Origin of the sequence: Spiroplasma chrysopicola DF-1, from assembly GCF_000400935.1 — a bacterium.
Classification (GTDB): domain Bacteria; phylum Bacillota_I; class Bacilli_A; order Mycoplasmatales; family Mycoplasmataceae; genus Spiroplasma; species Spiroplasma chrysopicola.
On the sequence record NC_021280.1, the window covers coordinates 591,134 to 606,153 of the forward strand.

Annotated in this window: 12 protein-coding genes; all 12 read right to left on the reverse strand. The window is 29.2% G+C overall.

The genetic code is table 4. The features are described 5' to 3' along the window. Positions 1 to 49 precede the first annotated feature (49 nt). On the reverse strand, positions 50 to 1,645 hold the full coding sequence (locus SCHRY_RS02705; RefSeq protein ID WP_016338935.1) for a hypothetical protein: 1,596 nt from the start codon (positions 1,643 to 1,645) through the stop codon (positions 50 to 52). Positions 1,646 to 1,811: 166 nt separating this feature from the next. After that, a complete protein-coding gene (locus tag SCHRY_RS02710) occupies positions 1,812 to 2,417 on the reverse strand; it encodes a hypothetical protein (RefSeq protein WP_016338936.1) in 606 nt (201 codons plus the stop codon). 39 nt (positions 2,418 to 2,456) lie between these two features. Then, positions 2,457 to 4,298 (reverse strand): hypothetical protein, encoded by a 1,842-nt coding sequence (locus SCHRY_RS02715; protein ID WP_016338937.1) that lies wholly within the window; start codon positions 4,296 to 4,298, stop codon positions 2,457 to 2,459. A gap of 246 nt (positions 4,299 to 4,544) precedes the next feature. Next, positions 4,545 to 4,727 (reverse strand): IS3 family transposase, encoded by a 183-nt coding sequence (locus tag SCHRY_RS05570; RefSeq protein WP_330217197.1) that lies wholly within the window; start codon positions 4,725 to 4,727, stop codon positions 4,545 to 4,547. Continuing rightward, the gene (locus SCHRY_RS02720; protein ID WP_016338938.1) at positions 4,642 to 5,637 is read right to left on the reverse strand and encodes an IS3 family transposase; all 996 of its coding nucleotides are present in this window, start codon (positions 5,635 to 5,637) and stop codon (positions 4,642 to 4,644) included. The genes SCHRY_RS05570 and SCHRY_RS02720 overlap by 86 nt, the downstream gene beginning before the upstream one ends. A 104-nt stretch (positions 5,638 to 5,741) precedes the next feature. Further along, positions 5,742 to 7,304 carry a dicarboxylate/amino acid:cation symporter gene (locus SCHRY_RS02725; RefSeq protein ID WP_016338939.1) on the reverse strand — a complete coding sequence of 521 codons (1,563 nt, stop codon included), beginning with the start codon at positions 7,302 to 7,304 and terminating at the stop codon, positions 5,742 to 5,744. A gap of 30 nt (positions 7,305 to 7,334) precedes the next feature. Next, positions 7,335 to 8,681: a CoA-disulfide reductase gene (locus SCHRY_RS02730; protein ID WP_016338940.1), complete on the reverse strand. Its 1,347-nt coding sequence runs from the start codon at positions 8,679 to 8,681 to the stop codon at positions 7,335 to 7,337. Further along, a complete protein-coding gene (locus tag SCHRY_RS02735; protein WP_016338941.1) occupies positions 8,681 to 9,061 on the reverse strand; it encodes a RidA family protein in 381 nt (126 codons plus the stop codon). Before SCHRY_RS02735 ends, SCHRY_RS02730 begins: the two co-directional genes overlap by 1 nt. After that, on the reverse strand, positions 9,051 to 10,256 hold the full coding sequence (locus SCHRY_RS02740) for a MalY/PatB family protein (protein ID WP_016338942.1): 1,206 nt from the start codon (positions 10,254 to 10,256) through the stop codon (positions 9,051 to 9,053). Before SCHRY_RS02740 ends, SCHRY_RS02735 begins: the two co-directional genes overlap by 11 nt. An 84-nt stretch (positions 10,257 to 10,340) precedes the next feature. Then, positions 10,341 to 10,772 carry a Holliday junction resolvase RuvX gene (ruvX, locus tag SCHRY_RS02745; RefSeq protein WP_016338943.1) on the reverse strand — a complete coding sequence of 144 codons (432 nt, stop codon included), beginning with the start codon at positions 10,770 to 10,772 and terminating at the stop codon, positions 10,341 to 10,343. Then, positions 10,772 to 13,516, reverse strand: a complete 2,745-nt coding sequence (gene alaS, locus SCHRY_RS02750; RefSeq protein WP_016338944.1) for an alanine--tRNA ligase — start codon at positions 13,514 to 13,516, stop codon at positions 10,772 to 10,774. The genes ruvX and alaS overlap by 1 nt, the downstream gene beginning before the upstream one ends. Positions 13,517 to 13,645: 129 nt before the next feature. Beyond that, on the reverse strand, positions 13,646 to 14,866 hold the full coding sequence (gene scm1 / locus SCHRY_RS02755) for a motility-associated protein Scm1 (RefSeq protein ID WP_016338945.1): 1,221 nt from the start codon (positions 14,864 to 14,866) through the stop codon (positions 13,646 to 13,648). Between the last annotated feature and the right edge of the window lie 154 nt (positions 14,867 to 15,020).

A 15,020-nucleotide genomic window follows, 5' to 3' on the forward strand; every position in this document is an offset into this window, starting at 1 on the left:
TGATTGTTTTTAATAAAAATAACTTCGTGTTATTTATTAATATTATAAACTATTTTTTGTTTTCTTGTCGAAATTTATTTGCTAATTGAGTTTGTTCACGTAATAATTCAATTAATTGTTGACGAGTATCTTTAATTGTTTCTTGCAGAATTAATAACTTTTGAAACTCTTTTTGTGAACGAACAAAGCCTTCCATATCAGCTCTAAATTCTGTATTTTTTAATAAATGGCGATTTAAAATCAATAATTCTAATTGTTGTTTGCGGTTTAATAATTTAACATATAATCGCAATAGGGTGTTGGCACGTTTATGGTTTTCAATAATATCAGAATTAAACAGCAATGATTTTGTTTGATTAATTGCTTGATTAAAATCAGCTAACTCTTGTGAAATTTGGCGATTATAACCTTGTTCATATTGTTCTTGTACTGTTAATAAATAATTTAAAATTTGTTGTTCAAATGTTTCTTTTTTGTTTTTTGTAACATTTGGTCGCTTCTCAGCATCAAAAACATAGTTGTAATCTGTTTGCTTATAAATTTCAGCATCTGGTAATTCCATTTCTGAGATTTCCGCAATTAATTCTGTTTGTAGTGATCTTGTCATTTCACGTTGTGTTTCAAAATCACCTTCCTTAATCCCTAAAATTTGACGAAGATTTTTTAACTGTTGTAATTCTAACAATTCTAGTTGATCTACTTTTGCTTTACTTTCTAGTCGTTTTAACATGTGTTCTTCTAATGTTAAGCGTTTTTGTTCTTTACGAATTACTTTAACTGGTGTTGGTTTTTCAATTACTTCTGGTTTAGCAAAAAACTCATCAAATTCAATTTCAATTTTATGGTCTTTTATTAAATGGACTAAAATTTCATCCTCTTTTTTTTCAATTTCAATTTTATCATCTGGTTCAATAATAAAATCAACAATTGATAAACCATTACGTTTAATTTGTGATAATTGTGTGGCAAGAACAGGACGATATTGACGTTGAATTTCGTCATTTTCCTTTTTCACTTCCCCTTTATTTTTGCTAGTAAAGTTAGTTTTTCACATTTCGTTATAGTTACTATTAACCTCTTGTTTTCCTTGTCTTGCTAATTCAGTATTAAGGTCTTTTTCCGCTTGAACTGGTGGCTTAATTAAATTAGTTTCTAAGGTTTTCTTGTCAGTTTTTGGCTTAACAACAGATTTTATTTTTACTGGTTTTGGATTTAAATTTTCCTTTACTTTAGCAGTTTTTTCTAATAATTTAATAGTTTCATTAGCACTAACTGTTGAAATAGTTTTAAGATTTTTTCCTGGCTTTTTTACTAATAAACCAAGTTTAGCTTCGGTTTTTTCTTTATAGTCATTTTGATAATCACGATTAATAAATTGGCTCTTAGTACGGGCTTTTTCTCAATGTGAAGCATTATTCAAGCGAATTACACCTGGTTTTTTAGTACCAGCAACTTCATCATGGTATCTTTTTTGTAAAGTTTTAAATTCTTGACTATTTTTATCAAGTTTTCCTAATAAGGCTTTAATCGTTGTGGGAGTTAATTTTTTATCTACTAACTCACCAGGATCACGATTAGGATCAATAATATTACCATAATTAATATTTTCTGTTAATAATTGATTACTATTTTTTTCTTTTGCCATTTTTTTACCCTCTTTTTTTATTTACTATTACATTATATAAAATTTCTTACATTTTTTAAATAGTTTTTACTAAAATGTTGATTTTTTTTATAAATTATCTATAATATTATATTTATTTTATTTACCCTTAAAAATAGGGATAAAAAAATAATAATCAAAGTGATTATTATCATTTTGACCGCGGTCCTTTTTTATAAACTATTTTTTTAGTAAATAGTTTACGTGGTTTTTTCACTTTCTTAACTTTTGGAAGCTTAACAACCGGGGGTTGGTGATACATTTCATATTCATCCATTAATGTCCGGGCAATTTGTTGCATAAACATTGTGCCATATGATTGATCATCAACTGCGTTTTTCTTTTTTAAAGCCATTGTTTCTTGGTTCAATTGTTCAGAATCTTGGTTAATTTTAACATCAGCATTTAAATCCTTTTTTGTAATTCGCGGCAATTTTTGCTTTTGATTTAAAGTTGCTAAATACTCTTCCCGCAACTTTAGTTCTTGGAGTCTAATTTGCTGTAAATCTTTTAATTTTAAGTGCTTTTTTATTAAAGATTGATTTGTTCCAGTTAATTTTGCTTGCTCAAGTTGAAGTAGTAATTGGCGCTGTAATTCAGCATCTTGTTCTTTTGACCACAGTTCTTTTTCTTTCGCTCATTGTAAGGCAACATCTGGTCGTTTTGTTGCATCAATTCCACTTGAGGTAATCACTTCATCAAAGTACTTATTAATTAATTTTTGGATTTCCATCTCATTTTGTTTCGTGCTCATTATCTCACCTCATTAATCATAACTTGTTTAATAGTTGAGTTATTTTTTTTGTGTTGATTCATCAATTAAAATCCCATTAACAACCTTTTTTCCTTCCTTTTGATATTTATCAATTAAAATTTTAGGTAACGGTTTTGGTTTAACACTTTTATTTTTTAAATGTTTTTCGTGACGAGCAGTTTTTTTCAAATTCTTAGCTATTAATTTTTGTTTATGTTCCTGTTTATTAACCTCTTTGAGATATTGGCGTTCAATTTCGCGAATTTCTTTTGGATGATAACCTTCATAAGTATAAATATTACTTGTTAAATCCTTTTCTAAATCTGGTCGTTTTTCTAAATTAAAATAGTCGATTTGATAGTCTGGTAATTCTTTTTGTAAAAAGATTTCTTCATTATTATCATTTTTACTATTTTTTTTTGTTTTTTCTAAGCTGGATTTTGCTAACTGTTTTATATTATTTTGGTCTTGGTCTTTTCTAAGATTATTACTTGTTTCACCATATTTTAATTTCTTTAAATTTGGTCGTTTTTTTGGATCAACAATTGAAATATATTCTTCTTCGATAATTTTATTTTCTTGCACCATAACCGGAGGTTCTGCTTTAATATCATTCCTATTCAATGATGACATTGCTTTTTGGTGTTGGTCTTTTTTAAGTTTTTCTTCATTTGAAATTACCAAAGATTTAATTGCTAAAAGTTCATTATCATGTAATTTTGTGTTATCAGGATTTGATTTAATAACTGTTTTAATTGCCGTTGATTCAGCAATATAATTTGAAATAACCTTGCCGTCAAAAATCCGTTTTTTTCCAAGAGTATTTTTAAAAGCTCTCCCACTAATTTGCTTTTGTTTTGCTAAAATCTCTTGCGTTGTAACTCGTTTACGGCGTGGGGCTGGTTCTGCTCGTTTTTTTTGCGATGAACCAATGAATTCTTTTCACTGTTGTGGGGATAAATCACGACCAGCAATTAATTTTAATTGTCCTGGTGATAAATTGAAGTTTTGACTAACAACACTAATTTTATTAAAATTTTCTTGCTCTTGTTCTTGATTATTTTCAACTTGTTGTTTTGCCTTTAGGTTAGTTCTTTCAAAACGAGCATTATTATATTGTGGCTTAACACCATCACGACGTTTTAATAGTTCAACTTGTGTTTTACTTAAACCAAATGTTTTTGATCGTAATTTAATTCGTTCATTAAATAAAACTAGTTCTTTATTTTCAGAACTATTATTAGAATCATTTTCTAACATTTCATTAAAGAAATTTGTTCGCGATGCCTCATTAAAAGTAGATGATGATATCTCGTTTTTTGGTGATTTTTCATCTGATGATAAAAAATTTAAACTTTTAAAATATCCTGAACTATTTTTCTTTTTACCATTAGTACGGCTCTTTAATAATTCTAATTGTGTTTGACTTAATCCTTTATTCTTAGCGTTTAATTTGATTTTTTGGTTAAACATAAAAGCATTACTTTCCGTTGAACTAGTATTAGTAATTAATGATACTGGGGTTGGGTTAACTTTCTTAACTTGGGATGTAACATTTGCGGGCAATACTTTTTCGGGCTTTCGTGTTTTGCGCAAAGCTTTTGCTGGCGCTGTTTTAGTCTTAGGAATTGTTAGTTTTTCCCCCAAGAGATTATTAACAAATTTTAGATATTCCGCTTGGTATTTTTGTGATAGATTTGTTGTTTTTCCTGAAATTTTGTCTGTTGCTTTCATTAAATTTTGATATTCTTGTGAGGATTTTCAGCTTTTAATTAAAATTTTTGACATTTCATCAACTTGATCTGGCAAGGCAAATTGTTTGTTTAATTCTGCTAACTTAATATCATCTGTTTTGCTTATCATTGCAACATTTTTTTTCATTTGGTTTACCCCTATTTGTTATAAATAAAATTTCTAAGTTAATTGTATCATTTTTTTTAAAAAAATGATACAATTAACTACCAAGAAAAATGAGATAAAAATGTAAAAATTACCTCCTAAAAAATTAATAAAATAAATGTTTTTTAACTATTTTATCAAGATATTCCAATATTTACCAATTACTTATCGCGATAACTTCACATAATAAAAAATTAACATAATGAATATGTCAAGAAAAATAGACAATTAAAAAGTTACTTGAAGGAATGATTTTCTGTATTGAACAGGACTCATTCCTTTTAATTTGGCTTGTGGTCTAAAATTATTGTAAAAATAGATATATTTAGGTAGATTTTCAATAATTCTCATAAGAGTTTCCACGTCTGGACATTGAAATCGTAATTCCAAGATAATTGCATAATTTTTCATAATCAGAATTTGTATAATGAAAACCTTGATCTGATTGTAGAACTCAAGTTGATGGCTTTCCAGCTTTTACTCAAGAATTAATTATGTTTTTAAAGACAAATTCTTTTTCTAAATTATTACTGATTTGGTAGTCCAAAATTTCATTAGTATGAAAGTCTTTTACTATTGATAAAAAATAGGTTTTATCGCTTGTTAATAAATATATTATGTCTGTTCCTATTTTTTGATTAATATCTGTGGTTGAAAAATCTTGATTCATGATATTTTCATGTCTTTTGTTACCAGAAGATAATTTATAATTAAATTTTTTTATTCTAATAATTGATTTTAAATTCATATTTTTCATATATCTATAGACAATATGAGGTTTTAAATTTCAATTATATAGTTTATTAATAATTAGTGTTAACATATTATATCCATAAATTTTCTTAAAAGTTAGAAATAACGTTTTAACTATTTTTGCAATTGTATTATTCCATTTATTAAAAAGTTTCATTCCAGCATTAAATCATTTATAATAACCAGCTCTAGAAACATTTAAAATTTTGCATAAATATTTAATTTTGTATTTTTTCTTTAAGGACCAAATCGTTTGAAATTTCTTCTTTTTCGATTTGGGCAAGGACTTTTTTACATCTTGAATCATTTCAATATACTCAATTAATTCTTTTTTTGTCATTAATTCAAAATTAAGATTTTTTGGACGCCCTGGTCGGCGAATTCCTTTAGATTGTAGACCATTTCCTGGTTCTAACGCTTTTTCTCCACTAATTTTAACTGCCTTTTTTCAACGAGATAAAGTTGGTGTTGAAATTTCAAATTTTTTAATTGTTTTTGCTCAACCATTTTCTTTGTAATATTTTAAAATATTAAGTTTTTCGTTTTTTGTAAATCATTTTGTTCCCATAATAAAAGAATACCTTTCAATAAAATTATGACACATAAGTAACTTTTTATGTGTCTAATTTATTTTAGGTATTCATAATTATGTTAATTTTTTATTTAGCTTAACTAGCTAGCTTTTTTAGCTGCCATTTTTTCTTTTAAAGCTAATTGTTTTGTCTCTTTTAAATTATCTTTTTTAATTCGATTTGATAAAATTTCTTTTTGTTTTGCTAACTGCTTAGCCGATAAAATTTCACTATCATCACCAATCAATCCTTCCGTCTTCGCGGTCATGGAGGCGACGGCAACTCCGGCGACAACATTGACAGCTGTTCGTCCCATATCAAATAAACCATCTAACGCCCCAATAATAGCATAAACTGGCCCAAACATTGAAGCATATCCTAAGCCACCTAAAACCCCACTGGTAACAACTGCTGCTGTTCCGGGAATTCCAGCAATTCCTAATGAAGCAATTAAACAAATAATTAAAGACATAATAAAGAAGACTGCTAAGCCACCACTAAAGCCACTCGCAATTTTATCACTACCAGTTCATAAAAAACTAGTAACTAAGCCCGCTTGGACTCCGGCACAGGCCATAAGACCTAATGATGTTGAAAGTGGCGCAATTGTTGAAACAACTTTATCATCAACTTTCATATCATCTTTTAATGTTTCCATGGCAACAGGTAATGTTGCATTTGAAGATTGGGTTGCAAAAGCTTGTACCAATGGTTTTCAAGCTGCTTTTCATCATCCTTTCAAACGGAAACCAAATAAGAATAACATCAATGTTAAGAATGCGACAGAAATTAATAATGATAAGTATCCTAATCCAATTACTTTTCCAATTGTTGCTAAGGCTCCAATTGGTCGTGAAGTAATCGCTGTTGTAATCATTGAAATAACAGCAATTGGCATAATTTTCATAAATGTCATTAACATTGAAATAACTAAATCTCATCCTGTATCCATTGCATTACGAATCCGTGCCATTTGTTCAGGTTTACGTTTATTTAACATCTTAACAGAATGTCCTGTTATTGCTCCTAAAACCATGACAGGAATAATAACTCCTAAGGCTAAGGCCCCCATAAAGTTTTTTGGCATATAATCTCAAATAATTTGTGGTAATGGTTTTGTTTCATGGGTACCATTTGGATCATTTCCTTCAACTTGTGAATCAAGGTCCATTCCAGCACCAACTTTAAATAAAATCCCTAATCAGAAAGTTATAATAAATGCAAAAGTTACATTTAATAGTAATAATCCAATTCCTTTTAGAGTAATTCGACCAATCCCTTTTTGTCCTGGTTTAGCAGTTATTCGAAAAATTGCTAAAAATACAACTGGAACTGTTAATAATAAAATTCCATTAATAAAGATTTCTTTTAATAAGTTTGCTCAAATATTAAATTGCATTACTCAAGTATGTTCTTTTAAGCCTTCAGCTGTTTGGGGAAAGCCAATGATTGCTTGGATAACAATCCCGAAAACTAAACCAATTCCTAATCCCATTAAAATTCTATAAATAAATTTAACTTTATAACGATTAATTAGAATAAAAAATGGAATGATAACTGCATAAAAAACAACTACAGCAACAAGTGTTTGCCATGATCCTAACGCTAAAAAGTCATTTAGAATACTAGACCCTGCATTATCAGCTAATAAATTAATTGTCATTTTTTGTTATTTCTCCTTTTCCATATTATTTTATTTTAATAATTTTGATATTGCAATATGAATAATATCAGTTGTCCTTGAAAAAGGTGGTGCATATGGTAAGTCAAGTTGTTCTAAAATACTATCAACTTTAACTTTATTCCATATAATTGCAACTAAGCCATAAATTCGTAAAACAGCTTGGTTGCTCCCAACCATCTGGGCTCCTAATATTATCTGATTTTTTTGATCATAAATTAGTTTTAACGTTAGATCTGCTTGATTAGGGACATAATGCGTACGATCTTTATCCTTTATCATAACGTTTTTAATATCATAGCCTTTTGATACTGCTTCAACTGTTGTTAAACCTGTTCGCACGGCTTCTACCCCAAAAACACGAATAATTGCTGTTTGTAAAGATCCTACAAATTTTGCTGGTTTACCACAAATATTATCGGCAATTACCCGAGCCATTTTTGATGCAACAGTCGCTAAGGGGCTGTAAATGTCTTCTCCTGTTAAATAATTTTTTGAAGTAGCACAATCACCACCACTTCACACATGATCAAGATTTGTTTGACCTTGTTCATTAACAACAATTGCTTGATTCGCTAGCATTTTTAAGCCTGTTTCTTGTAAAAAACTAGTATTTGGAATAAAACCAACACTTAATAATATTGCATCACAAGAAACAAGATTACCACTTGCCAATTTAACGCCAACTAATTGTTTATCATTAACTAAAACTTCTGTTACTTGTTGTTCTAATAATACTTCAACATCATTTCTAATTAATTCCGCTTTAATCAAAGCACTAATTTCTTCATCATATTGTTTGGCAACAACATTACTTGCCATTTCAATTAATGTTACATCTTTTTGCAAATGTCTTAGGGTTTCACACATTTCTAACCCAATGAAGCCAGCCCCAATAACAACAACTTTTTGAATTGTTTGGTCAGTAGCTAAAGCTTTTTTAAAACGGACTCCATCTTCTAGCGTTGTTAAGGTAAACACTTTTGGATGCTTAACATTTATAATGTTAGGAACAATTGGTCGAGCTCCCGTTGCAATTACCACTTCATCATAAAAATCAGTCTTTTCAACTTGATTTTCATCAAGAAATGTAATCATCTTATTTTTTGAATCAAGTTTTATAACTTGACTATTCTGACGAATAATAATCCCTATTTCTTCAAATTGACTAATTTGTCGAGCAATTAATTTATCAGGATCTTGAAAATTATCAGCAACAAAATAAGGTAGACCACAAGCCCCTAATGAAACATAATCATGCTTTTGATAAACAACAATTTCCATTGTTGGGTCATTTCGTTTTAATCGTGCAGCAACCCCCATTCCAAGGGCTGCCCCACCAATAATAATTGTTTTCATTAGCAGGCAACAACCTCAACTTCTACTTTTGCGTCTTTTGGTAATTTACCAACTTCAAAAGCCGCACGAGCCGGTTTAACATCACCAAAAAAGTTTGCATATACTTCATTCATTTTGGTGAAATCATTCATATCTTTTAAATATACTGTTGTTTTGCAAACATTTTCTTTTGTCATATTAGCTTCTTGTAAAATTACTAAAACATTTTGTAATGCTTGCTCGGTTTGTGAAACAATATCATCACCTGCAAAATTGCCCGTATTAGGGTCAATTGGTAATTGTCCTGAAATATAAAGCGTCCCATTTGTTGCTAAAACCGCATGTGAATATGGCCCAATTGCGGCTGGGGCTAAATCTGAATTGATCATTTTATTTTTCATTGATAATTTCTCCTTCTGTTTTTTTAAACTGATTTACTATTTTAATAATTCGTTGACAAACATCAACCATTACTCTTGGTTTAATTGCTAAATTCAATCGGAAGAAGGAATGGCATGAATCAACAAAATCATCGGCAAATTGCGGTAAAACTTTAATGTCTTTAATTAATAAATTCACCATTTCGAGACGAGAAATCCCGGTATTTGCAAAATTAACACAACATAAGAATGTCCCTTCTGGAATTATTGGTACTAATTCTGGGCATTGTTCTTTAAAGTTTTTAATAATATACTCAAGATTTTGTTGATAGATTTTTTTTGATGTTTGTAAATACTTTTGACCATATTTAAAACAACTAATACATGCCGCTTGGGCAAAAATATTTGGCGAAGATGAAATATGACGTTGATCAAGAATAGTAGCTATTTTAGCTTGATCAGCTGGTGATTTTACAATTCCTCAACCATTATGAATCCCAGCTAAATTAAACGTTTTATTAATTGAACTAGCAACAATAATGTTATCATATTCTTCCCAAAATTTTAAAAATGAAATAAACTGATTTTGATATAAAATTATATCCCCATGAATTTCATCTGAAATTAATATTATACTATTTTCTTTACAAATTTTAACAATTTCACTCATTTCTTCTTTTGTTCAAATCCGTCCCCCAGGATTAAGTGGTGAACAGACAACAAAAGCCCTTGGTTTTTCTGCCTTAATTTTTGCTCGTAACGCAACAAAATCAAACGTAATCTGATTTTGTTCAACAATTAACGGAACTACAACTGGTTTACGGTCTAAAACCTCAATTGTGTGAAATAATGGTTCATAAATTGGCGTACAAATTAAAATTTTATCTTTAAATGTTGTCAAGGCTTCAATAATCGTGGCAACAGTAAAAACTGTACTTGGTGTGAAAAAGAAATTTGATAAAGAAAGTTCGACATCTTTTGTTTTTTGATGTCATAATAATAAATTTTCAGCAAAATCTTTGCGTAAGATTTGATATCCATAATAAGGATACTTTGCCCTTTTTACAATACCCCGAACTATTTTTCGTGGTAGTGGCAAATCAGAATCAGCAATTCATAAGCCAATTGCATCTTCTGGACTAATATTATACTTGGTAATAATTTCATTGTGATTTCAACGTTTTTGGTCAATTTTTCGACATGAATGAAAATGCATTATTATAAACTTCCTTTCTATAGATAATCTTATCATTAATTATGGAAAAAAAATTCTAAAAATATTAAAAAAAAGTAAAATAATTTACTTTTCACTATTTTCTTGCTGTTGCAAAAATGTTTCTAAAATTAATTGCGCCGCAAGACTATCTTTTTTTGTTTTTCGTTTTTGGCGTGATAAATTTGCCTCTAACATAATTTGATTTGATATTCTTGTTGTTAACCGTTCATCAACAAGATGAATGTTAGTTTCTGCATTTAACAGTGATTTTAAAATTGCTAAAAAATCATCAACCATTACAGCCCGGGGACCAATTGTATTATTCATATTTTTTGGATATCCAACAATTAAATCAGTGACGTTTTCATTAATAATCATCTGATAAATATCATTTGCCGCTTTCTGAAAATCTTCCTCCCCAAAATAATATGTTCCCCGACCACTGGCAATCACTCCGTGACTTGATGCTAAACCAATTGTTTTAGTACCAATATCTAGTGCTAAATAAAATGCCATTATTTTTCAAACACCGCCATTGGGTCAACTAAAAATTCCTCTAGAGCAGTAACATTTTTAAAGCCACATTGTGCTAAACTAGCATTACCTCCCCCATTGCCTTCTAATAATTGACAAAGATTTTTAACAATTTTATTTGCTTGATATTGCTCAGTCAAATCGTGACTAACCCCAACAACAAGTTTTGCTTGCTTTGGATTATTGCAATCAATTAAACAAACAATAATTTTTGTAAAACGAGCTTTGTAATCATCACTTAACATTTTTAAAGCCGGGATTGATAATTCTTCAGGAGTTTGATAAATTAGGAGATTTATATCCCCAATTGTTGTCATTGGTAAAGCATGATATTTTGTCAAAACAGTTTTGATTTTTAAATCTTCAAGTTCTTTTTGTCATTGTTTAAATTGTTCTTTATAAAGAGCAGCTAAATTTTTTAAATCATTAAAACTATTTTTATTAGCAGCTAAATTATTAATTTTTTCCGCAAGGGCCACTAATTGTTTATCATTAACTAGATTTTTTTCTTGATTGTATTTATCAAAATAACTACTTAAACTTTGGATTTCTTTTTGAAATTGGTCATTAACATAAGCCGCAATTGTCTTATGGGAAGTAATCGCATGGACACGGAATGTTCCTGCCCCTTTAGATTCAACACCAGTTACCAATAAGTCTTCAACTTCAGCAGAATTAGCGACATGCGTTCCCCCACATAATTCACAAGAGTACTGCCCAAATTTAATAATTCGGACTGTTGCATCATATTTCTCAGTGAAAAATGCTAAAGCATGAAACTCATCAAGGGCTGTTTTTAAATCAGTATAAATAACTTCACAAGGAATCTTTGCTAAAATTGCAGTTTGAACTGATTGTTCGACTAACTGTAAATCATTTGAAGTAATTGGTTGGTTATGACTAATATCAATTCTTAACCGTTCCTCATCATTATATGACCCAATTTGCATTGCGTGGTTACCTAACACTTCTCGTAAAGCAGCGTGTAGTAAATGTGTTCCTGAATGATTTTTCCGAGTGTAAAATCTTTTATCACGGTCAATTGTCGCATTAACTAAATCATTTAATTTTACTGTTCCCGTTACTCTCACATAATGAAGATGTTGTTTATTTGGACCTTGTTGAACATTTAATACTTGAATTGTGGTGTTATCATTTGTCATTAAACCACTATCACTAGCTTGCCCCCCCTTTTCCGCATAAAATGGGGTTTGATCAAGAATGATATAACCTTCACAATCAGTTAATTCGTCAACAACAAAGTCATTGGCAAACATAAAAACAACTTTTGCCCCTTCAACTTCATCTTGCTCATAACCAACAAAAGTACTATCAACATCTAACGTTGTAAAAATTTCTAACTGTAATTGCATTGCTTTAACATCTTTACGATTAGTGCGTGATAATGTTCGGGCTTTATCTAGTAATTCATAAAAACCTTTAACATCAACACTAATATTGGCTTCTTTTGCCTCTTCTTCAATTAATTCAATTGGAAAGCCATAACTTTCGAACAAACGAAAAGCATGTTCTTTTGAAATCTGATGGTATTTATCTTTCAATTCATTAAATAGTTTGCTACCTTGTTCTAACGTTTTTAAGAATTTTTCTTCTTCATCAAAAATAGCTTTTTCAATAACTTCAGCTTTTGGGATTAAATAATGATAAAAATCACCCATAATTTCAATAACAACATCAACAAGTAAATATAAAAATGCATGATTTAAACCTAATTTTTTCCCATACAAACTTGCCCGACGAATTAAACGGCGAATAACATAGCCACGATCTTTATTACCAGGAAAAGCCCCATCAGCAATCGCAAAAGTAACGGCACGAATATGGTCGGCAATAACTTTAAAAGCAGTATTAATTTTAGTTTGTTCATCTTTAGAAACAAAAAAGTTATTAATATCATATTGATAACGGTGGTTTAATAATTCTTCAACCTTATTAATAAGGGGCATAAATAAATCAGTTTCAAAATTAGTTGGTGTTTCTTGCACAATTGAGACAATTCGTTCTAATCCAGCCCCCGTATCAATATTTTTACGTGGTAATTCACTATATTCACCAAAGCCATTATTATTAAACTGAGAAAAAACAATATTTCAAACTTCTAAATAACGATCATTTTCAATATCTTCTTGTAATAATTTAATTCCTAAGTTTAATGGGTCATATTTTTCGCCACGATCATAAAAAATTTCTGTATTTGGCCCACATGGTCCAGCTCCGATTTCTCAAAAGTTAGTGTCTTTATCTCCTAAAATTATTTTTTCATCTGGAATCCCAATTGTATTATGTCAAATATCGTATGCTTCTTTATCTTCTTTATAAACTGTAATATATAGTTTTTCAGGATCAAATCCAATTCATTCTTTACTTGTTAAAAATTCTCATGCAAAAGCAATTGCTTCAGATTTGAAATAATCCCCAATTGAAAAATTTCCTAACATTTCAAATAAAGTATGATGGCGAGCAGTATAGCCAACATTTTCAATATCATTTGTTCGAATTGATTTTTGTGAATTAACTAAGCGCGGTGCTGGAGGGGTTTTGCGACCATCAAAATATGGTTTTAAAGTTGCGACACCAGAATTAATTCATAATAATGAATCATCATCAATTGGAATTAATGAACATGGTGCTAATTCAAAATGGTTTTTACTTTTAAAAAATTCGATTCACATAGCCCGAATTTGATTTGATGTTATTTTTTTCATATAGAGCCCTTTCTTTGTTTATTAAATAAAATAATCATAAGAATTATAGCATAATCAGTCCTGAAAAAAAGGGTTAATTTTGTTATATCACCCGAACTTAAAAAAAAAAAAAAAACTGTTTGACAGTTTTTAACGGTGACCACGGACAAGTAATAAAAATGATATCACCAAAATTAATGAAAAGATAAAAGTTGTAATAATTGAAATATATGCTGGGTATTCAAAGTATTTTTGGAAGGCAATAATTAATACTAACTGTCAAACAACTCCAATAATTAATCATACTAGCATTTGAATAAACATTAATAAATTATACGAAAAACGACGTAAATTCTTTAATCGATATAGCATAAAATACAATGGTAAAAAACTGGCAAAAATTAAGACTAACGCAATTCCAATAATAACATAGTTTGCTGTTTGAAAGCCATTTAAAGGAATAAACGTTGGGAAAACCATTACGGCAATAAAGCCAAAGAACAATAAAATCATCCCAATGTTGCTTCCTAAGCGTGTTCGTAATTCTCGTTTTGAAGTAATATTAACAAAGCCTAATCATTGTCCAAAACTACTTGCTCCACCATAAGATAATGTTTGCGGCGTAACTACACGTACCGCTTGGTTTATAATTAAACTAACAAGGTAAATTACAAAAAAGATTGGTGTTAAAAAGATTAAAATTAACATTCCTACCTGTAAAACAGCGGCCTGATTACTAAAAAAATGATTTAATCCAAATTGATTAATAACCAGTCCAACAATTGAGAAAATTGTTGGGTGAAAAGTTGTTCCATTGGCAAAAGTAACAACCCCAGCATCAGTAGGTAAATTATATCATGCTAATTTTTGACTATTACTAAAAGCGGAATTATCCTGAATTGCTATTAAAAATAATCCTAAAAATAATAAGAAGAAGGTAATAATACCAGTGATCCTTTTACCTAATAATGTTATCTTAATTAGTCGTTCATTTTTTCATTTTGCTTGATTATTAATAATTGATAATGTGATAACAAAAATTGCTAATCCACCACCAATTAACGTAAAAATTGGTAAAAAAATGTATAATAACAATGATCAAAATTTAAATAAACCTAAACCTGGTAAACTAAAAATCCCTTCAAATGATGAATATGATAATAAAAAATTAAGTAATGAATATGCACTATTATTGTTAATATCTGCTAACGGATTATTTGCTAATCCTGGAATACTCAAGGCAGTAATGGCAGCGGCTTTAATATCACCAACTTGACCATTTAAAACAGGAATAAAGACAACTGCTAACAAAATTGTTAACAATGTTACTGCTCAAACAGTACTAAATTTAATTCACGTTTTTATAGACATAACTTCCTCCAAAAATCTATTTTTAAAGTTCCACTGTTTATTATAACAACTTTTTAAAGAATATTAATTAAAACTACATTAAAATAATATCACATTTTATTGATAAAAAACTACATTAAAATAATATCACATTTTATTGATAAAAAACTACATT